This is a genomic window from uncultured Tessaracoccus sp. (genome assembly GCF_947255005.1).
In the GTDB taxonomy this organism is placed as follows: domain Bacteria; phylum Actinomycetota; class Actinomycetes; order Propionibacteriales; family Propionibacteriaceae; genus Arachnia.
Genome location: NZ_CAMYFI010000017.1, coordinates 26,932 through 46,641, shown reverse-complemented (window position 1 = coordinate 46,641; position 19,710 = coordinate 26,932). Strand labels below are relative to the sequence as shown.

The following is a 19,710-nucleotide window of genomic DNA, read 5'->3' as shown; positions in this document are numbered from 1 at the left end:
CCGAAAAATCTTCGGACAGTTGGGGCCTCGTCCGACACCTCAAGGGGCATGAACGACTACCGAATCATCGAAGCTAACGCCGACCGGGTGCTGGTTGACGGCGAGCCCGTGCCTCCTGCCGAACTCGTGGCCACCTTGTCTGAGCTGGTGAAGTCCGGCATCCCGTTGTGGAGCCCGACCCACCGCGAGACAGTCACCGCCCTACGCAATCGAGGGGTGGCTATTCGCGGCATCAAAGACTTGACCGCCGCCGAAGAATGCACCGGATACCCCAAGCGACCGGCACAGACCGAGCACCGAGGCTGGGGCTGGGTCGAGTCAGAGTGTCGCTGGCGGGATTTGTGGCTACACCGGGAAGCTCGAGGTTGGCTGGTAGACACCGACGGCCTGCGCGCCCTCGTGGATACCCTGACCGCGCGCATCGACACCCTGAACACCAGCTGGGACACCGACCTCACCAGTGCCACCGCCTCCGAGCTGGGCCTCGAATCCGTGCGCTTGCCAGACCTGCGCAAGCTGGAGCCCCAAACCCCGCTCGTCACTGCCCTGATTGAGGCAGGCGAGGCAAAGGCAGACATCACCAAAGCCCGGGAGCTGCTACGTCATGCCTCCGGGGGCCGCGTACATCCGACCATTAACGCCGCCGGGGCCGCGACTTGGCGTATGACCGTATCCGCCCCCGCACTCCACAACATGAGGGGCGGGCTGCGTCGGTACCTGATGGCAGAACCCGACGAGGTGCTGATTGGTGCCGATTGGAGCGCGTGCGAGGTCAAGGTCGCGGCATGGCTGAGCGGTGACCCCCGGATGCGCGCGGACTTGGCCACCGGGGACATCTACGCCACCATCGCCGCCAACCTCGGCATCGACCGAGCAGTGGCCAAGCGCGTACTGCTGGCCCCGCTGTATGGCCAAGGAGACGCCGGGCTCGGGCAATCGCTGGGGATGACTGAGGCCGAGGCTGCCGAGGTACGCGAGCACATCTTCGGCCCGTATCGCAAACTTCGCCAGTGGATGCGAACCGTGGCTCGAACCCATGACGAGGCCGTGTACTGCTCGGGAGTCGGGCAACGTCAGCTACCCATCCCCGAACCGCACCGGAAAGTCAACTACGTGGTGCAGTCCACCGCCCGCGATTTGCTCGTACAGGCGGTGTTGCGCGTGGTGGACGACCCCAAGCTCGGCGTGGACACCGTGTGGATGGCGGTACATGACGAGTTGACCCTGAGCGTGCCCCGTGACCGAGTCGAGCCGTGCCTCGAACATCTCCGGGCAGCGATGGAGTTTGACCTCGACGGCGTGCAACTGACCGCCGAGCCCATGGTGCTGGGGGAGCGCTGGGGGCACCCATGATGACCGCCGCCATCGTTTGCAGTCCGTCCCCTCTACTGGGCATGGACACCGCACCGCACCACGGTCGCCGCAGCACTTTGCAATCCGTCCCCCTTACCTAGTGACCACGAATACCGGAGGGAATCATGAACAGGACACCACACCGCACCACCGCCGCAGTCGTAGCCATTGTTGCGCTGCTGGCCGGATGCGCCCCACAAGCCGCCGTCGAGGAAGAAGCCGCGAATCTTCGTCCTTCTACCGCGCCTTCCTCGATGGCTCAAGACCGCCCGGAGTCGCAGGGGGTGTCTGTTCCCTCCAAAACGCAAAACCCTGCGACTCCGGGCCTCACGCCAACGCCCAAGCCGAAGCCAGCGGTGAATAAGACCACGACCCCGAAGCCGACGCCGACCGTGACCAAGGCAGCCACGAGCAAGCCGACGGTGAAGGCTAAGGCGACGCAGAAGGCAGCCACCCCGAAGCCGACGCAGAAGGCTAAGGCAGTGGCGAAGAAGACCGCCGAGGCAACCCCGAAGCCCGCCGCGACTAAGGCCAAGGCGACCAAGCCGAAGCCAGAGGTGAAGAAGACCAAGGCCACGAGCAAGCCGAAGAAGTCGACCAAGAAGGCGACCGCGACCCCCGCCAAGTCGAAGCCAGCGAAGAAGAACGCAGCCCCCGCCAAGGCCAAGGCGACCAAGCCGAAGCAGAAGTCGAAGTCGCGCCTGTCCTGCGCTCAGGTCTGGGCAGAAGCACAAACCTACCTCGCCGCCCCAGCTGGTGCCGTCCTCGAATGCGTCCCCACTGGCTCGTTTGGACAGGGTAAGGCGAGGGGACGTTGGCGCGAACTCCCCGATGGCAGCCGCGACAACCTGCGCCTCTGGGCAACCGTTGACATTAAGGCCGCACGGAAGGGGGGCGCGACCGACAAGCAAATCGTTGGTTTGGCCGTCCACGAAATCGCCCACCTGCATGTTTATCCCGCCTCTGCCGAAGCCCGCGCCGCTCACTACCGCGCACTGGGCACCACTGAGGCTGGCTACCGGGCGGGCAACTACTACAACAAGCCCAGCGAACGGTTCGCATCCGCCGCAGCCCGTTGCTTGGTCGGTGTGAAGCAGGCCAAGTACACGCAGATTTCCTGCTCAACCTTCAACGCCGCACTAGGAGCACTCCGATGAAGACCACGACAACTGCAACCCTCGCCATGGCCGTACTGATGCTGACCGCAAGCTGTACCGCTACCCCCGCTGCCTCGCCCACTATCCGCACGGTCTGCCGCCACGACGGCAAGCTCATGGTCAGTGTCGAGCCGGTGAACGAAGACCTGCGTATTCGAGCAGTCGGCACCGTCAACAGCAGCCGCCAGTCCCCAATCTTTGGCTACCCCGACACGACGTTCGAGCGGTTCCACGTCACCCCCGCCGAACCCCACAAACCCGTGCAAATCGATGTCGAACTCAGTAACGGCGTCGAGCTAACCACCACTACTACCTGTAACCGCTAACCAGTTAGGACCACTCAAATGTTCGCAATCATCCTCGGAGCCATTGCCGTAACGTGGCTCATTGGCCGTATCGCTATCGGCACCCTCAACGACAACTACCGCTACGGCACATCGACCGGCACCGGATACGTGTACTCCGTGGTGCCGCTGGGTATCGGCGTCGTCACCACCCTGCTGACCCCGACCGACTGGCTGTACATCGTGCCTATCGGTGTCCTCGGCCTCGTCAGTGTGGAGCCCATGGTCAAGGCTTGGGCTTGCCCTCGCCCGGTGTCCATGTTCGGCAACCTGCCGCGTCTGTTTTGGCCGATTGCCGCCGGAGTCGTCGTACTCGGTGGCCTGCTGACCGTGGGCACGTACGCCGCCTTCGCCGTTGCCGCCGCCGCACTGGGCACCGCAGCATGGCGACAGGTACACACGGGCTCGGTACAAGAGCAGCGCCTCGGAGCCGTTGCCTCCTCGCTGGCCGCTGTCCTCGGTATCGCAGAGGAGCGCATCCTCGACTCGGCCCCGGTTGTGGCAGACGACGGCACCATCACCATAGGCCGCGTACACAGCGCCACCGTTGCCCGCCTCGACCGCATCGATGGCTTGGTGGCGCAGATGATGCCTGAGTATGAGGTCGCCAGTGCCTCGGCTAACCGCATCGTGCTGGCCCCGGTGAGTGTCGCCACCGCCAACGCCCGCGCAACTATGGCCGAAACCGGAGGCCTGATTGCCGGCATTGACGAGCCACAGCCCCGCCACCCGAGCATCGACTCCGACGTGATGGAGGGCTGGTGACATCATGCTGAAGCGACGCAAGCGCAGCGACAAGTTCAACGAGGACGAGTTCCTCGAGGCCGTCTGGAATGCCTACACCCGCCGCGACATGGCACGCATGGACGAGGGCGACGAACACCTGCGCACCTTGTACGGCAGCCTGAGCAAAGGGCACGCCGCGCTGATTGCATGGGCCGAACGCAACGGCAGGAACACCGACGGACTGATTCCGCCCGAGCGCATCGAGGCCAAGGCACCCACCCGCCTGACCTTGCCGCCGGATGCTGAACCCGCGCGCGACTGGGACAAAATCATCACGGCCAGCGAGGAACGACTCGGTGCCGTCCCCGCCCGCCTCGACGTGGTCGACGGTCGCTGGGTGGTGCGGCCTCGACCCGAGCGGCACCTGACCCTTGCCCGCGACATCCGCCCGACCGACGGGGAGCGCCTCGACGCCACCCTCGGACGCGAAGGGTTGAGCCTCGTACGGTTCGATGCTTGGGCAAGGCGCGCAGTCACGGCTCTGCTTGACGGCCCCACCCGCAAGCTCCGGGCGCGTCTGGCTGACCACATCGGTGTGCGCCCGTGGGACATCGACGTGGTGCTGGGCTACGACGAAGACGGCGACATTGCGCTCGTCGTGGTTGACCGCGCCCCGACCATGGGTAACGCAGACAAGCGCATCAAGACATGGACAGAGGCCATCACCTCGGTGATTCCCGGTGGCACGTCTGGCTGGCGTGTGACCGACGACCCGCAACATGAGCGAGTGTTCCTTGTCTATGGCGCACCCGAACGCCTGCCCGACCTTGTGCCGCTTGCGGACATCCTGCCTGATGCCGTACGCCCCGATGACTGGGCAGAACTCCCCGTCGGTCTGGGCAGTGATGGCGAACCGGTCAGCATCAACCTGGCAGCCGGGCCACACGGACTCGTGGTGGGACCGACCGGCTCTGGCAAGTCGCAGCCTCTGTACTCGCGTGTGCCTGTGCCCGTATCCGAGCGTTTCCCTGACGGCTGGGCGCGCTGGGGTGACCTCGAGGTGGGCGACTACCTGTACGACGAGGGACTGCTGCCGACCAAAATCGTGGCATTCAGCGACACCCGCGACTACGAAATCTGGGAGGTGGTGCTGGACGACGGGCAGGTGCTGGAGTGCTCCGGCGACCATTTGTGGGTTGTGGACGACGAGGAGTTCCAGAAGCCCGAGCACCGGGACTGGCTCTGGAAATACCGCAGGCACATGGACAAATCAGACTGGGACAAAGTCAGAAAAGTCATCAAGGCCACGACCCCGGGCACCTACGCGACGGCCTCCGACATCTCCCGCCTCGTATGTTTTGACCTCAACGAAATCGGAGACCTCGAGACCGCCGACCTCATCCAGACCATTGAGGGGCCGAATGGGGAGACGCTGTATCCAGTCGATGAAGCCCTCCGGTGCCTCGTGGAAGGGCCACGGCTTGGTCGTCGGATGGTGCGCACCACACGCAAGCTCCAGCAGATGCTCCAGATGGGCCACAACGTGAGTATCTCGCTGCCGGATATGTGGTACCACGAGATATACGACGGGTACGTACTCGACCTCCACCAGCAAGGTGAGCGTGAGCAGCGAGAGCGGGAGCTGGCCGACCTGCTGGCAAGCCATAACCTCGACCCTGACGCGACCGTGTGGGAGTTCGACAGTGAGGAGGCAGCCGAGCGTGCGACGTGGCTTGTGCGTTCACAGGGCAGGAAAGCCAAGCGAACCGGCAAGCGCGTGCGCAGGATGCAGGAGGAGCAGCTCTACATTGTGGACGCCTACCCCACTGGCATGGTCACCCCGATGCGGTGCGTGCTCGTGGACAACCCCCGGCACACCTACCTGACCGAGGGCTTCGTCCCCACCCACAACACCATCCTGCTGCTCACTTGGGTGACGCAGGCCCTGATGCGCGGCCATGAGGTTATCGTCGTAGACCCGACCAAGGCCGGGCTCGACTTCGCCGCAATCAAGCCGTGGACGGTGGCGTGGGCGGACTCGCTACCTCTTGCGCAGGCCGTCATGGAGCGCGTCTATGCCGAGGTCACCCGCCGCAAGTCCGTGCTCCAGCAGTACGGCGAGGTGAAGTGGAGCGACCTGAACCCCGAAGTCCGGCGTGCGGAGCGGATACACCCCACGACGGTGATTGTGGACGAGTACGGCAGCCTCGTGATGCAGGAGCCGGTACCGAAGGGGCTAGAAAAAGACCATCCGTACGTGACTGAGGCAAACGAGCGTAACGCCGCCCGCTCCATTATTGCCTCGATTACTGGCCGGATTGCGCGCGAGGCTCGGTTTGTCGGTATCCATCTGAGCATCGGCCTCCAACGCCCGGACGCCTCGATTGTGTCCGGCGAAATGCGCAGCAACCTGACCAGTGGCGTACAGCTCAGTGCACCGGGCAAGCCACCGAGCCGTGAAGCGCTGACGATGCTGTTTCCCGGCGAGACAGCGGTGTACGTGGACGAAGCAATCCGCACCCTTGATGATGGACGCAGCCGTGGCCTCGGTGTCATTGCAGCAGACGGCGGACAAGCCCGGGGTATGCGGGTGGCCTACGCGCCCGCTCGCACGATTCCTGAGCTGCTGGTCGAGCGCGGTGTCCCCGAGGCAACCCCATGGACAGGCATCAAAGACCCGAACGCTGAGCCGGAATGGCAGGCCGTGGTGCTCGACCCATTCGGCAACCAAACCACCCCCGCCGAGTTCGACCCATTCGAGGATGCCGAGTTCACCCTCGACAGCGACACCAACGGCACCCCGTCGACCGACTTGTCCGCACTGGTGGAGCAACCGCCACCGCCCGCCGATGACCTCTGGGACTGATGCCGCCATGTTGTGCAGTCCGTCCCCTCTACCTACTGACCGAAAGGAATACACAGATGACCACCATTAAGAAGCTGACCGCCGCCGCCCTTGCTATCGCGGCCACCGGTGCAGCGACGATTGCAGCCGTTCCGCAGACTGCCCAAGCCTCCGACCCGCGCCCCTGTGTTGCCGTGGTCAAGGCCACCAAGACCGACACCGACGGCCAGCCGCTCGCAGGCGCAACCTTCGACGTGGCCGCACCCAATGGCTCGGTAATCGTGCCCGCCGACCGGTACTACGAAATCTTTGAGGAGCACCTGGATGCTAGACCCGGCGAGGACGCATACCTCAAGCGCATCGCCCCATTTGTCGAGACCCGGAACAAGCTCGAGCAGGTCACGGTGCCGACTCAGGACTGGAGCCACTGGTACAACGCCGAGCCCGAGCGCCAGGCCCTGTACATGGAGTCGTGGCGAGATTCGGACGAGGCAGGCGAATACCGCGAGGCTCTGACCAAGCGCGCCGAGATTGCGGAGGGCATGGGTGAAGCCGCCGCTGAGTTTGCCGCAGCACAGCGGGCCGGACTGGACGCCCTCGAGCGCACCATGGACCCGAGCATCAGTTACGCGGACTGGGTGACTGCGCACAAGGCCATGTACGAGGCTGTTTCTGCTAGCGCCTTCATCGACCCGCCCGAAATGACCGAGGCCGAGAAGCAGCAGGACACCGACGCTCGCGCCGCTATCGTTGCCCGCTACACCTCAACTGCGACGGTAACCAGTGACGAGTCCGGGGCTATGACCTATGCCGTCTGGAACCCGAACGTGCTACTGGGGAATCAGTGCGAGGCCGCGAGCATCACCAGCACCATGACAGAGACCGAGGCACCGGCTGGTTACGAGTTGCTGACCGAGCCCGTGACCGTCGAGCCGCAGACCACGGACGATGACACTGACCTCGTGCGCACGCTTACCGTGGTGAACGAACGCACGCCGGATAAGCCGGATGAGCCGAAGCCTACGCCTACGCCGAAGCCGGAGCCGACGCCTGAGCCGACCCCGGACAAGCCGAAGCCTGACCTGCCGGAAGCGGGTGTGTAGCCGCTATCGCAGTGACCGCCGCCATCCTCGCATGTTCGGGGGTAGCGGTGGTCGGTGCGCCGCTACCCCTCGCCGGTGCCGTGTTCCGCGTAACCGCACCCTGCAAGCCATAACCCAGCCACCACCGTAGTAACACTGGAGGAGCCATCATGAGCACCATCGACCCGCGTGTGGTTCGCACAGCCGAGGCGCACGCGACCGCAACCCTCGCCCTGATTGAGGCAACACGCCATCGAGAGGAGGCCGAGCAACAGCAAGACAGCGCCATCGACTCTGCCCTTCGCGCCGGTGTGCCCCTGCGACAGGTTGCTCGCCTCTCCGGGTTCTCGCACGTCACCATCCGCGACCGGTTCACCACGCAGTAACCGCCGCCCCTATAGCCGCCCCCACCTGAGCGAGTCCGTGGTCCCTTGCTTGGGTGGGGGCCTTCTTTGTCCGGTTTGTCCGGGCTTGTTGGACAAATGGGACAAAAACGTTCGTATGTGCCGCAGACCGACACTGTAGAGCCATGACCGACAAACCACGCAGCCCCGAACCCGGCAGAAACGCTGGCCAAAACTCAACCGGCCAAAACTCCATCGCTTGGGGTTACTGCCGGGTATCCACGCTCGACCAGCACGCCGAGGCTCAGCAGGACGCACTCACCACAGCAGGGGCGAGGCGCTGCTGGACAGATACCGGCGTCAGCGGAGGCACACCACTGCTCGACCGTCCGGCAATGCGTGAGTTGCTCGATGTCGCGGCCCCCGGTGATGTCGTGCTCGTCACCAAACTCGACCGCGCGTTTCGGAGTTTGCCCGACTTGCTGGCTGCAACCCACGAGCTGCTGGAGCGGGGTATCAGTATCCGCGCCCTCGACGGCAGCATAGACACCCGCGACAACAGCCCGACCGGAGAACTGACACGCTCGATTCTTGGCGCGGTGGCCTCGTGGGAGCGGGCAATCATCAGCGCCCGGACACGTGAGGCCCTCGAACACCGACGCCGCGAGGGTGTAGTACTGGGCAGGCCCTCGTTACTGACGCCGGACGATGTCGAGCGGGCGAGGCAGTGGCGAGCGGATGGCTGGAGTTATGCGCGGATTGGGCGGCGGCTGGGGTGTAGTGACCGGACAATTCGCCGCGTACTTCGCCCAAACACTCAGAAAAGTTAGCAGGGGGTGCTATACTAGAACCAGAAGGAAGGACGAAACCATGAACCCCGAAACCATCACCGCTGTACTGATTGGCCTCGAGACCGCAACCGCTGAGCCCGGCCTCGAACTCCCGGCCGTTGCCACCATGACCTACGACTTTCCCCTCCACATGTCCGGCGAGCCCGTGCGCCGCCCTTACGCCACCGCTTGCCTGTTCACTGAAGAGGAGCTCGCACACACTCCGCTAATCCTCGAAGCCGAAATCGAGCCCGGCCTCTACCGACTGGCTGAGTACATGCGGCTGAAGCTGAGCCTTAAGGAAGCCCGGACCCTGATTGAGCAGGTCGGGGCCGATGCCGTGTGGGATGTGGACCCAATAAACGAGAACTATGCCTACGTCTACTTGACGGTGGCCGCTGATGCCGTGCGCAAGGCTGACAGGGAGGAGGAGCTGCTCGCCGCCTGACACCTGACACCTGACACCACCCGGGCCGTCTGCTTAATCAGTACGTCAAGCAGACGGCCCCCAAGTGTTAGCAGGTGGTGCTACACTGGGGGCATGACTACGACACCGAACACGAAAGCCGCCGCGCTGGAATCCGTCCGGGCGGCTACCCAGCGACTGGAGGATGCCGAGACCGAGTACAACAACGCCGCGACCGCCCGGGGGTTGTTGCTGGCACGCCTACATGAGTCGAAGGTGGCGACACTTGCGGAACTGGGGCGGGCCGCAGGAATCGCCCACGTCTCGAGTGTCTGCCGCGTCATTGCCAAGGCGAAAGCAGCCGCCGCAAATAAGGCCTAGAGCGTCGCGGCGGTGATAGCTCCGAGTGCTAAGCCGGGACATACCCGAGGCTGTCGTCGCGATGGTGGGCCGCAACCAGTGCACCGACACCTGCGCCGGCCTGGAACATGGCCAAGATGAACGCGACCCTGCCCAAGCCTGACAGTTCGGGGAATAGCACGGCACCAAGCAGTCCGAACACTGCGCACAGCACCAACTGCACCGCGCCGATGTGCAAGTCAGGGGTCGCCTTGTCCTTGTCGTCAGCCATGCCCTCATCATGCACGCAAAAGTGGGGGTCGAAAAACTGAAGTGGGGGAAAAGTGGGGGAAGGGCCGAAAAAACCCCGCCTGATTCGGTGTTTTGCCTAGTCAGACGGGGTTTTGTTCCGTGCGCGAGAGAGGAGTTGAACCTCCACGCCCTTGCGGGCACCGGCACCTGAAGCCGGCGCGTCTGCCATTCCGCCACTCGCGCGTGGGACACATTTGGTCCGCCGAGAAACAGTAGCACACGCGCTTTGCTGCGGGGAAATTGCCGAGTTCTGACCAATTCGGCAACGAAGGAACGCTTCCGCCACAGCTTGAGTACCCTGGCATCATGCGCCTCATTCTCATTCGTCACGGACAAACCGATTCCAACGTGCAGCATCTTCTTGACACGCAAGCGCCGGGGGCGCCGCTCAACGAGCTCGGTCTCCAGCAGGCGCGAGACCTCGTCGAGCGTATTGCGGATGAGCCCATCGAGGCGCTCTACACGTCTCACCTCACGCGCGCGAAGCAGACGGCGGAACCACTCGCTGACAAGCTTGGGCTCACCCCCACCGTGCTCGAGGGGCTCACCGAAATCTCGGCAGGCGACGATGAGATGAGCCCGGATTGGAAGCGCTACGTCGCAGTGCTGGAAAGCTGGGCGCCCGACAACCTCGATGTCGGCCTGCCGGGAGGCGAGACCGCCCGCGAATTTCTCGACCGTTACTCCGGTGCCGTGCAGGAGATTGAGGCCGCGGGGCACGACGTCGCGGCAGTGGTGAGCCACGGTGCCGCCATACGCGTGTTCGGGCTCACCATCACCCCAGCGCTCAACCTCGAAACCGCCCAGCCCTTGCACAATACGGAATGGATCGTGCTGGAAGGGTCAACCGCTGACGGCTGGAAGGTCGTTCGCTGGGCCGGCGCGGACATCGCCGCAGACGACGCCTGAGCGCTCCTCCCTCCCGATTCGGCACTACCCCGTAGGATTAGGCAATGGCCAATCCAGTCCCCGTCATCAAAGCCGCCACCAGCGCGTTGGCTGCGTCGGCGGCCCTCCTCGCGGCACTCAAAGACGCGCCCAAAATCACCGAAGCGGCGAAGGCCACCGTCGACAACATCAAGTCCGCGCTCCACAGCACGAGCATGAAGGTGCGATTCGACGCCAAAATCGACGCCATCGAGGCGTGCGCGGATGCCGTCGACGAGGCTTTCCCGGATACCGAGGATGCAAGAGTGTGGCGCCAGAAGGCAGCGTCCCTGCGGATGCGCGGGGAGCTCGCGTGGACGTCGCGACGGGGTTCTCAGCGGCGCGCGGCAATGCGCCAGCTCGACGATGAGACCGCCGCGCTACTCGCCACCATCAATGAGCGCCTCGTGGTGCTGTCTCCAGACCTCCCCGCGGACAAGACGCACTAACCTCACCTGACACAATGGCGCCCACGCACCCACGTCTTCTGCCCCTCGCAGCCGCTGCGCCGTGCCCTCGCATGCGTGCCACGTCACCGACGAGCGCGTACAGGTGAGCGTGCCGAGCGGGGGCGCGCCGTCGTATTCCAACGTCGGTACGCACCAGTAGCTGCGGCGCGCAACGCACGATGCGCGTGCATTACCGTCGACGCCGTACCATGGGGGGAAGAGTTCTTGTACACAACGGGAGGAAACCGATGAGCAGCAATCCCTACGACGACCCCTACGCCTCGTCCGAGGAGCAGGACGCGTGGGACGATGTCGACTCAGTCGAGTCCGACCCTGAGACAGAGGCAACGGCTCCATACACCGACAACTCGGCCCCTGAACCCACACCGACGCCGAGCCCCACGCCCGCGCCTGCCGCGCCGCCTCAGTTCGAGATGCCTGCACCTCCCAGCGGCTTCCAGGAGCCGATGCCGCGCGGCCCGGAACCCGTCGCACCCTATGCCGCCGGGTATACGGACCCGATGGGTCAACCTCTCCAGGCCCATAGCGACGCGTCGGTGGCGATGCCTCAGCCCTACGCTCCGCAGCCCTACGCTTCCCAGCCCGGATACGACCCGAGTGCGCCACCGCCCTATGGCTACGCCGCCCAGCCGGGGCCGTACAGCAACATGGCGCCCAGCACCAAGTCGAAGGTGGCCGCTGGTCTGCTTGCCATCTTTCTGGGCGCCTTCGGCATCCACAACTTCTACCTCGGCTACACGGGGAAGGCCATCACGCAGTTGCTCATCACTGTGCTGTCCTTCGGATTCCTCGCATTCATAAGCTCGATCTGGGGAATCGTCGAAGGCATCATGATCCTCACCGCGTCTCCCGGATCATCGGCCAGCCGTGATGCTCGCGGTGGCATCCTGCAGTAACAAACATCAGGCTGAAGTGCTGCTGCGGGGAGGTCCGAAGATGAGATGCACCTTCCCCCCGCTCTCAATTCGCTCCACCGAGACCCCGTACACCTGCTCGATCAGGGCCGGTTGCAGTACTTCGTCGGGTGTCCCCGCCGCGACGAGCTGCCCTTCGTCGAGTAGGAGTAGCCGATCGCAGCAGCGCGCTGCAAGATTCAGGTCGTGCAGCACAATCACGGTGGCGCAATCGAGGGAGGCGATCAGGTCGAGTAGCGCGAATTGGTGACGCAAATCCAGATGATTCGTGGGTTCGTCGAGAAGCAGATGCGTAGCCTGCTGTGCGATGGCCCGGGCTATCAGCGCGCGCTGCCGTTCCCCTCCTGAGAGTTGTGTGATGAGCCGCTCCGAGTAGCCGGCGAGCCCCACCCTCTCGAGCGCCTCCTCGACGATACCTTCCTCTGCAGACGCGCCGTAACGCAGGATCCCAGACGACGCGAGACGCCCGAGCATCACGGAGTCGCGCACCGAAAGCGGCAACGTCGTCCCCGTTTCCTGCGCCACCACGGCAATTGCTTGAGCGATCGCGCGTCGCCCAAGCAATTGCACGTCGGTGCCGTCCAGGAGAACCTGCCCTTCCCTCATCTGCAACGCCTTTTGCAGAGCCAGCAGGAGCGAAGACTTGCCCGAACCGTTCGGCCCTAGAATGCCGACGGTCTCGCCTTGGCGTGCCACGAGGCTCACCCCATCGAGCACGACCTTCCCACCACGCTCGATCCGAACGTCTCGAACGTCGAGCACTACTGATGCAACGCCTTCGCAAGTCGCACAGCACCCTCAACCGAGAGGTTGCTTGGCGGGTCAGTCAGCGCGAATGGCAAGACAACAACCTGGTTCTTGGTTACCGCCTGCAGCGCATCCACGCCGGGGAACCCCATGAAGGTGTCCTTCGCTTCCTGCTCGGTCGCGTCCTGGGAAAGCAGTACGATCCACTCTGGATCCCGTTTCAGCAAGGTCTCCATCGTCATGTCGAACACCCGGGTGGTCTCGTCGTCGAATGAGTTCTTCAGCCCCACCGCCGAGAAGATTGGCTGCACCATCGACGAGGTCCCGTACGCGTAGAAGGTGGACGATCCTGGGGTGACGTACAACGCCGCCCCAGTCGAACCAGCGACGGCGTCGCTGTGCTGCTGGAGCTCATTGACCTGCGAATGCAGGCGCTCCAACGCCTGCGGCAAGCGATCGGTCACCCCAAAGATGGTGGCAATCCGTTCAAACTCCTCGTCCACCAGCTCCCACGATGCCTGCTTGACCTCATAATTGGGGCACAGCGCTTCCGGTGAGTAGAACGGGATCCCCAGTTTGGCAAGGGCCTCCCGATCAACGCCTTGGTCGTAGGCGAGCACGAGGTCTGGGTTGACAGCGAGGATCGCCTCGGTGGACATCGAGGCGCCTCCAGTCTCCAATTCCTCACTGGAAACCTGCTTGATGGCTCTGAGTTTCTGATCGAGGTCGCCGGCTGCCTCGCCAAACCTCTGCGCACCGGCGTGCGCCGTCACCTTGTCCAACAAACCCAGCTCATCCAACACAGGTGCCGCTGTTCCGGAAAACATCAGCACGCGTTCCGGAGCCTTTTCAACTGTCAGCTCATGGCCGCAGTTGGTGATACGCGCAGGAAACCCCGTCGCCGCGCTCGGCTCGCTGGCTTGCGAGGTGGATGCGCTCGGCTCGCTCGCTTGCGAGGCGGCCTGATTTGCTTTGTCAGCCGCAGATGTGCCGCACGCGGCAACGGCCAGGGAGAGTAGCGCCAGTGGTACCAGCAATCGTTTCGTCATTGTTGAACCTTTCGATAGTTGTTGTTTGGCTTCAGCGACCCGGAGCCAATCGACGTACGAGTACAACGAGGATGGGTGCCCCGACGAGTCCAGTGACAACGCCCAGAGGCAGCTCGGCGGGGGCGAAAGCAATGCGGGCGAACGCGTCCGCCCAGACGAGAAACAGTGAGGACGCGAGAGCGCTCGCGAGCACCAACATGCGGTGCGAATGCCCGACGAAAGAACGCATCATGTGCGGGATCACGAGCCCTACGAACCCGATGCTCCCCGCTGTCGCGACCGCGACACCCACTGCGGCCGAGACGAGCACTAACAGGATTGCCCGGGCAGGTCCAGGCTCCACCCCTACGGAGCGTGCCGTGTTATCTCCGCTACTCAGGGCATCGAGAACCGGGCCGAAGAGCATCATCAGCGCGACGAGTACCACAGCAACCACGCTCACCACCGGGAGATCGCTCCACGAGATCCGCCCGAGAGATCCGAGCATCCAAAACATCACGGCTCTCGACGTCTCTGGGCTTCCTGATGAAAACACAATGAGGTTGGTCACGGCCTGAAACCCAAAACCGACCGCCAGACCGCCCAACACAAGATGCAACGACGAGCCCTGGCGCCCTCCGATCAGAAGCACCAAACCGGTGGCGATCAGTGCACCAATGAACGCCAGCCCGCTGACGCCAACAGCACTCGTCGTCCCGATGATGACCATGCCGACCGCTGCTCCCGTGGACGCTCCTGAGCTGACTCCCAGCACGTACGGCTCGGCGAGAGGGTTTCGGACAATGGCTTGTAACACGACCCCAGACGTGCCTAGCACGGCGCCTACCACCACCGCCCCAACGATGCGGGGCGCCCGGGTCTGCCAGACGATAGCGTCAGCCGTCTGCGACCAAGTGATGTCCACGTCCAACCCAGGGATGTGGCTCGCAATCACCCCGAGCACCTCTGGGATCGGCACTCCCGCAGGGCCCAACGCAATGGTGAGGGCAGGCGAGACCATCAGCAGCACCGCAAGCACGAGGATGCGTCCGAACAGCCGACGACGTCTCGCGGCCAAGCGCTGCCTGGGCGATTCGTCACGTTCAGGAACGGGCAATGTCTGAACTTCCTGTCAGGGTCGTTTCGCGCGACCGGGAAATACACAGCCCTTCGCCAGTGATCGGGCTTAGCTCTTGGCCATACCGTTGCGCGACAGCTCCGGATTCTCACCGGAATTCCCTGGCTAGGGGCATCTTCGATGACGCCATCCGCCTCCGAAGAAGTGCGGTCATCATAACACCATGCAGGAGACCTGTTGTGGCCCCCTCCCTCCTTGCTCAGTATGTGCGGCAGGACTGTCTTGCGTCCCCGGTAGCGGACCCCGCTTCAGGTGCCCCGGTGGCAGGCGGTTATCGTCGGGGACATGTCTGCGCATCCTGGTTCGCATCCTCACGAGGCCCGCAAGGGCGTCGTTCGTACCCTGCATCACGACGCCGGCGAGCGACCGCACGTCATCGTGTGGGAGGTGACCAGGGCCTGCCAGCTGGCGTGCAAGCATTGCCGCGCCGACGCGTTCACGAAGCCCGACCCCCGCCAACTCACCACCGCCGAGGGCAAGAAATTGCTCGACGAGTTCGCGTCCTACGGTACGCCTCGCCCCATCGTGATCCTCTCCGGCGGCGACGCGTTCGAGCGACCCGATCTGGAGGAGCTCATCGCATACGGCACCAGCATCGGCTTGCCGATCGCGCTGTCGCCGTCGGTGACTCCGCTGCTCACCGACGAACGACTCGCGTCCGTGCGCGAGGCCGGCGTGAAGGCGTTCTCGCTCTCCCTCGACGGCGCCACCGCCGCCACGCACGACTCATTCCGCGGCATCGCAGGCACCTACGACGCCACGATGCAGGCAGCAAAACTCGTTGTCAAGCATGGATTCCGCTTCCAGGTGAACACCACGATCTGCAAGAACAACCTGCAGGAACTGCCGCAGCTGCTGGCGAACACCATCGCCATGCAGGCGCACATGTGGTACCTGCTGTTCCTCGTGCCGATGGGGCGCGGCTCGAACCTCGAGCCCCTCGACCCGGAGCAGATGGAGGACGTGCTGCACTGGTTGCACGATGTCTCCGACCGCATCGCGGTGAAGGTCACCGAGGCGCCGAACTACCGTCGCGTGGCGATCCAGCGCGACGAGGCCCGCCAGGCCGGGCTCCCCATGCCCGAGCGCGGCGAGCTGCACCGGTGGCTGATGGCCGAGACCGACCGGCTGCTGGGCGAGGTGACGCATCGACGTCCGCCCCGCCCACCCATCGGGGTGAACTCGGGCCGGGGCTTTGCGTTCGTGGATCACATCGGCGACGTGTACCCGTCGGGATTCCTGCCGTATCGCTGTGGATCGGTGAAGGAGCAGTCGTTCCACGACATCTACTCGAACGCGCCCATGATGCAGGCGTTGCGCGACCCGTCGAGCTATTCCGGCAAGTGCAGCGTGTGCGACTTCAACTGGATCTGCGGCGGCTCGAGGGCCCGCGCCCACGCCATGCTGGGCGACCCGCTCGCCTCCGACCCCACCTGCATCTACCAACCCGATGCGTGGCTGGCCGACGCCGAATCATAGATCAAGTTGGTGGCTCGTCTACCCACCACGAACTTGATCTATCCTGTGCCTGTCTGACGGGTGCTGGGCTCGCCCCAGCAGGTGCAACCTGTGCGGCAACTGAGCGGATCAAGTGTCACCTGTCTCCCGACGGCGCCTCGTCGCAGCTGGGCAAGTGACACTTGATCCGGAACTGAGCCGCACAGGTTACGTATGCCCGACGGAGGCCCGGCCAGCAGGAGGGCGTCAGGCGCGCGGTTGGCGGGCGACCCACTCGTCGAGGGTGACGAGCGGGCCGGTGAAGAACGGCGTCTCCTCGCGCACGTGCAGGCGCGCCTCGACCCCGCGCTGGTGGCGCATCGCGTCCGTGAGGCGGTGGAGCTCGTCGGCTTCGAAGGTGAGGATCCACTCGTAGTCGCCGAGGGCGAAAGCGGACATCGTCGACGCGATCACGTCGGGATATTCGCGCCCTGCCATGCCGTGCTCGCGCAACATCTTGGAGCGGTGGGCATCGTCGAGCACGTACCAGTCGTAGCTGCGCACGAACGGGTACACCGTCGCCCAGGGGCGCGGCGCGATCCCGGCGAAGCAGCTCGGCACGTGCGCCTTGTTGAACTCAGCGGCGCGGTGCACGGCGACGGCGGACCACACCGGCCCCAGCGCCGCACCCAGCTCGCTATTGCGGATGGTGTGGTAGGCACGCTGGAGTGCGTGGGGATCGTCGGAGAGCATCCACACCATGAGGTCGGCGTCAGCGCGGAACCCACTGACGTCGTAGAAGCCGCGGATGGTCACGCCGGTGGCTTCGATCTCTTCGCGCAGCGCGGTCGCCTGCGCATCGGCGTCGCTGGCGAGCGGCATGCACGTGGCGAACACAGCGTGCATGGAGTAGTGCGATCCGCGGTTAATGGCCTTGTAGTCGACGTTTTCCTCGTCACGCTCGTCGCGGCTGGGGTGCTTCACGATGGTGCTCCTGTTCGGGTGGGACGTTGGGGTGGCAGGCAGCACGTGCCGCCCGCGAAATGACAGTACTCATCCACCGGCTTGCCCTCGCTGGCACGCCGAGCGGCGTCTTCGATGTGATCCACCAGCATGCCGACGAACTCGTCGTCCACGCCAACGGTGCCCGCACGCTCGTAGGCGAGCCCCAAGCTGCGGGCGGTTTTGGCGGCCTCGGTGTCGAGGTCGAAGGCCACTTCCATGTGGTCGGCGATGAAACCGATGGGGGCTACGACGACGCCGTCTACCTCGTCGATGATCGCCTCGAGGTGGTCGTTCACGTCGGGTTCCAGCCATGGCACGTGCGGCGGCCCGGAGCGGGAGCAGAAGGCGAGATCCCAGGTGAGCGCCTCACCCAGCTCGTCGGCGGCGAGCTCCGCCACCTGTTGCGCCACTTGGAGGTGTTGCGCCTGATACAGCGGCGACGGCGCACCCGGGCCGGAGCGCTCCTCCATCGCCACCGGGATGGAGTGCGTGACGAACACCAGGCGGGCTTTCCCGTCGCCGATCCGCTCCCGAAGCTTCCTCCACGAGGCGACTACGCGCCGGGCGTTGGCGCTCGCGAACTCGGGGGCCCACCAGAAGGGGTCCAGCTTGTCGACGACGATGGGCTGCTCATCGCAGGCTTGCACGAGGTCTTCGTGGTACTGCCGGCAGTTGGAGTACGACTGGTACGCGCTCGTCGCGACGGCGAGCACCCGTTCGTGCCCACCGTCGACGAGTTCGCGCACCACATCTACCATGTACGGCTCCCAGTTGCGGTTGCCGATCACCACGGGCACGTCGGCGCCGCGACGGTGCAGCTCGGCCTGGAGCGCGTCGACGAGTTGTGCGTTCAATTCGTTGATGGGCGACTTACCGCCGAACAGCATGTAGTGCTCGGAGACTTCCAAGAGGCGCTCGTCGGGAATCCCCTTGCCGCGGGTGGCGTTGCGCATGAACGGCAACACGTCGTCGGGCTCGTTGGGGCCGCCATACGAGGCCACCATGATGGCGCTATAAGGTTCGATATTCATGATGCGATGGTGCGTTGGGGGTTCTGGCTAGCGACGTCGTCCATGCCGAGTCCGGTGACGGGGCAGCGCCCCTCCTCCACCTCGTACGCGGCGAGTGGCTCTCCGATGCCGTAGAGCTCATGCATGGCGATGAGATATTCGTTGGTGCGCCCCAACTGCGCGGCCTCACGGGCGCGCGCGGAGGGAATGTGGAGCAGCCGGACGGCGAGGCGCTCGAGTGCCCGGGAGGCGTCCTCCTTCGTCAGCGGGCGATTCGGCAGACGGTCGGTTTCTTCCTCGACGAGGTGCATCACCGTCTCACGCAAGGAGGTGACGGCTGGGTCGACGACGCGGGCGCGGATCTTCGTCAGCGCGGCCGTGCGTCCGGCGTCAATGAGACGCTCAGCGGTGGCGAGGTCGCCGTCGTATTTCGGGTCGACGTTCAGCTGGACGGTCTCCAGGTTCACCACCTGCACGCCGGGTACCGCTTCCACCGCGCGGTCGACGTCGCGGACGAGCGCGAGGTCGAGGAACTTCATGCCGGAGCGGACATCGTCGGGGCCAATCACTGCACCCCGCCCGCGGCAGGTGACGACCACGTCGGCGGCGCCGAGGGCGTCGGAGAGGTCGTCGACGGGATCGATGGCGTGGGCGTCAGCGAACGAAGCCGCGCGGCCCGTAGCGGAGTGCACGCCGATGCTGCGCACCCCGCGGGCTTTCAACGCGGCCACCACCGCGCCGGCGTAGCTGCCGGTGCCGACGAGGAGCGCCCGTGACTCCGACCAGTCGTCGACGGTGAGCAGATCCAGGCCGACGGAGACGACCGAGCGCCCGGCGCCGTCGAGGTGCGTGTGGCTGGCCACCTTCTTGGAAGTCCGCAGCGCCTCCTCGATGGCGGTGCTGATGGCGAGCGAGGCGTGCCCACTAGCCTGCGCCTCCTGCAGCGCGCGGCGGTACTGGCCAGCGATCTCGCGCTCCCCCATCACCATGGATTCGAGCCCTGCGGTCACACGGAAGATGTGGTCGAGGGCCTGCTCGCCTCGGTAGATGCGCCACGGGAACTCTGCGCCGAAGTGTTCACGCAGCAGGGACGGGATTGCCAGGCCGGCGTCGTCTACCTCCAGCACCAGCTCAACCCGGTTGCAGGTGTGTAGCAGAACAACCCCCCGCACGCCGTCGTGGTGGGCGATCCGCTCGGCGACTCCGTCGACATTCGCTGCGGCCTGTTCCACCACCGGCAGACCGTGACGGTGGTGTTCGAGAGAGAAAATCTGCAGAGACATATGGGTCCATTCA

General features: G+C 64.7%; 21 protein-coding genes, 1 tRNA gene and 1 riboswitch. Of the genes, 14 read left to right on the top strand and 8 right to left on the bottom strand.

The window, feature by feature from the left end; genetic code table 11:
- The 10 genes from Q0X61_RS05695 to Q0X61_RS05650 all read left to right on the top strand — a co-directional run.
- The coding region (locus Q0X61_RS05695; protein WP_297741200.1) for a DNA polymerase at positions 1-1,353 on the top strand (1,353 nt) is incomplete at its 5' end.
- A gap of 125 nt (positions 1,354-1,478) precedes the next feature.
- Positions 1,479-2,510, top strand: coding sequence for a hypothetical protein (locus Q0X61_RS05690; RefSeq protein WP_297741198.1), 1,032 nt, complete (start codon positions 1,479-1,481; stop codon positions 2,508-2,510).
- Positions 2,507-2,836, top strand: a complete 330-nt coding sequence (locus tag Q0X61_RS05685) for a hypothetical protein (RefSeq protein ID WP_297741196.1) — start codon at positions 2,507-2,509, stop codon at positions 2,834-2,836. The genes Q0X61_RS05690 and Q0X61_RS05685 overlap by 4 nt, the downstream gene beginning before the upstream one ends.
- A gap of 18 nt (positions 2,837-2,854) precedes the next feature.
- Complete coding sequence (locus Q0X61_RS05680) at positions 2,855-3,619, top strand: hypothetical protein (RefSeq protein ID WP_297741195.1); 765 nt, start codon at positions 2,855-2,857, stop codon at positions 3,617-3,619.
- A gap of 4 nt (positions 3,620-3,623) precedes the next feature.
- On the top strand, positions 3,624-6,446 hold the full coding sequence (locus Q0X61_RS05675; RefSeq protein ID WP_297741193.1) for an FtsK/SpoIIIE domain-containing protein: 2,823 nt from the start codon (positions 3,624-3,626) through the stop codon (positions 6,444-6,446).
- A 56-nt stretch (positions 6,447-6,502) separates the two neighbouring features.
- Entirely contained in the window at positions 6,503-7,528 is a 1,026-nt protein-coding gene (locus Q0X61_RS05670) for a hypothetical protein (protein WP_297741191.1), read from the top strand.
- 149 nt (positions 7,529-7,677) lie between these two features.
- On the top strand, positions 7,678-7,893 hold the full coding sequence (locus tag Q0X61_RS05665) for a hypothetical protein (protein ID WP_297741190.1): 216 nt from the start codon (positions 7,678-7,680) through the stop codon (positions 7,891-7,893).
- Between the two features lie 143 nt (positions 7,894-8,036).
- Entirely contained in the window at positions 8,037-8,681 is a 645-nt protein-coding gene (locus Q0X61_RS05660; protein ID WP_297741188.1) for a recombinase family protein, read from the top strand.
- Positions 8,682-8,721: 40 nt separating this feature from the next.
- Positions 8,722-9,129, top strand: a complete 408-nt coding sequence (locus Q0X61_RS05655; protein WP_297741186.1) for a hypothetical protein — start codon at positions 8,722-8,724, stop codon at positions 9,127-9,129.
- Between the two features lie 93 nt (positions 9,130-9,222).
- Complete coding sequence (locus tag Q0X61_RS05650) at positions 9,223-9,468, top strand: hypothetical protein (protein ID WP_297741185.1); 246 nt, start codon at positions 9,223-9,225, stop codon at positions 9,466-9,468.
- 28 nt (positions 9,469-9,496) lie between these two features.
- Here the strand turns inward: Q0X61_RS05650 and Q0X61_RS05645 are convergent, their stop codons facing one another.
- Entirely contained in the window at positions 9,497-9,718 is a 222-nt protein-coding gene (locus tag Q0X61_RS05645) for a hypothetical protein (protein ID WP_297741183.1), read from the bottom strand.
- A gap of 120 nt (positions 9,719-9,838) precedes the next feature.
- Positions 9,839-9,921 (bottom strand) — tRNA-Leu (locus tag Q0X61_RS05640).
- A 123-nt stretch (positions 9,922-10,044) separates the two neighbouring features.
- On the opposite strand from Q0X61_RS05640, the gene Q0X61_RS05635 reads away from it, so the two are divergent.
- The 3 genes from Q0X61_RS05635 (at position 10,045) to Q0X61_RS05625 (ending at position 12,031) form a co-directional block, all read left to right on the top strand.
- A complete protein-coding gene (locus Q0X61_RS05635; RefSeq protein WP_297741181.1) occupies positions 10,045-10,647 on the top strand; it encodes a histidine phosphatase family protein in 603 nt (200 codons plus the stop codon).
- 44 nt (positions 10,648-10,691) lie between these two features.
- A complete protein-coding gene (locus Q0X61_RS05630) occupies positions 10,692-11,114 on the top strand; it encodes a hypothetical protein (protein WP_297741180.1) in 423 nt (140 codons plus the stop codon).
- Between the two features lie 248 nt (positions 11,115-11,362).
- Positions 11,363-12,031 (top strand): TM2 domain-containing protein, encoded by a 669-nt coding sequence (locus Q0X61_RS05625; RefSeq protein ID WP_297741178.1) that lies wholly within the window; start codon positions 11,363-11,365, stop codon positions 12,029-12,031.
- Positions 12,032-12,037: 6 nt separating this feature from the next.
- On the opposite strand, the gene Q0X61_RS05620 is transcribed toward Q0X61_RS05625, so the two are convergent.
- The 3 genes from Q0X61_RS05620 to Q0X61_RS05610 are packed head-to-tail and all read right to left on the bottom strand — an operon-like array spanning position 12,038 to position 14,845.
- A complete protein-coding gene (locus Q0X61_RS05620) occupies positions 12,038-12,811 on the bottom strand; it encodes an ABC transporter ATP-binding protein (protein WP_297741176.1) in 774 nt (257 codons plus the stop codon).
- Complete coding sequence (locus Q0X61_RS05615) at positions 12,811-13,845, bottom strand: ABC transporter substrate-binding protein (RefSeq protein ID WP_297741175.1); 1,035 nt, start codon at positions 13,843-13,845, stop codon at positions 12,811-12,813. The genes Q0X61_RS05620 and Q0X61_RS05615 overlap by 1 nt, the downstream gene beginning before the upstream one ends.
- A 31-nt stretch (positions 13,846-13,876) precedes the next feature.
- Positions 13,877-14,845 (bottom strand): iron ABC transporter permease, encoded by a 969-nt coding sequence (locus Q0X61_RS05610; RefSeq protein WP_297741203.1) that lies wholly within the window; start codon positions 14,843-14,845, stop codon positions 13,877-13,879.
- Positions 14,846-14,977: 132 nt separating this feature from the next.
- Positions 14,978-15,119, bottom strand: a riboswitch (cobalamin riboswitch).
- A gap of 128 nt (positions 15,120-15,247) precedes the next feature.
- On the opposite strand from Q0X61_RS05610, the gene Q0X61_RS05605 reads away from it, so the two are divergent.
- The gene (locus Q0X61_RS05605) at positions 15,248-16,441 is read left to right on the top strand and encodes a TIGR04053 family radical SAM/SPASM domain-containing protein (protein WP_297741173.1); all 1,194 of its coding nucleotides are present in this window, start codon (positions 15,248-15,250) and stop codon (positions 16,439-16,441) included.
- 225 nt (positions 16,442-16,666) lie between these two features.
- Here the strand turns inward: Q0X61_RS05605 and hemQ are convergent, their stop codons facing one another.
- From hemQ to Q0X61_RS05590, 3 genes are read right to left on the bottom strand one after another with little or no spacing between them, the layout of a single operon-like run.
- Positions 16,667-17,383 carry a hydrogen peroxide-dependent heme synthase gene (gene hemQ / locus Q0X61_RS05600; RefSeq protein WP_297741171.1) on the bottom strand — a complete coding sequence of 239 codons (717 nt, stop codon included), beginning with the start codon at positions 17,381-17,383 and terminating at the stop codon, positions 16,667-16,669.
- Entirely contained in the window at positions 17,380-18,435 is a 1,056-nt protein-coding gene (locus Q0X61_RS05595) for a ferrochelatase (protein WP_297741169.1), read from the bottom strand. The genes hemQ and Q0X61_RS05595 overlap by 4 nt, the downstream gene beginning before the upstream one ends.
- Positions 18,432-19,697 (bottom strand): glutamyl-tRNA reductase, encoded by a 1,266-nt coding sequence (locus Q0X61_RS05590; RefSeq protein ID WP_297741168.1) that lies wholly within the window; start codon positions 19,695-19,697, stop codon positions 18,432-18,434. The genes Q0X61_RS05595 and Q0X61_RS05590 overlap by 4 nt, the downstream gene beginning before the upstream one ends.
- Between the last annotated feature and the right edge of the window lie 13 nt (positions 19,698-19,710).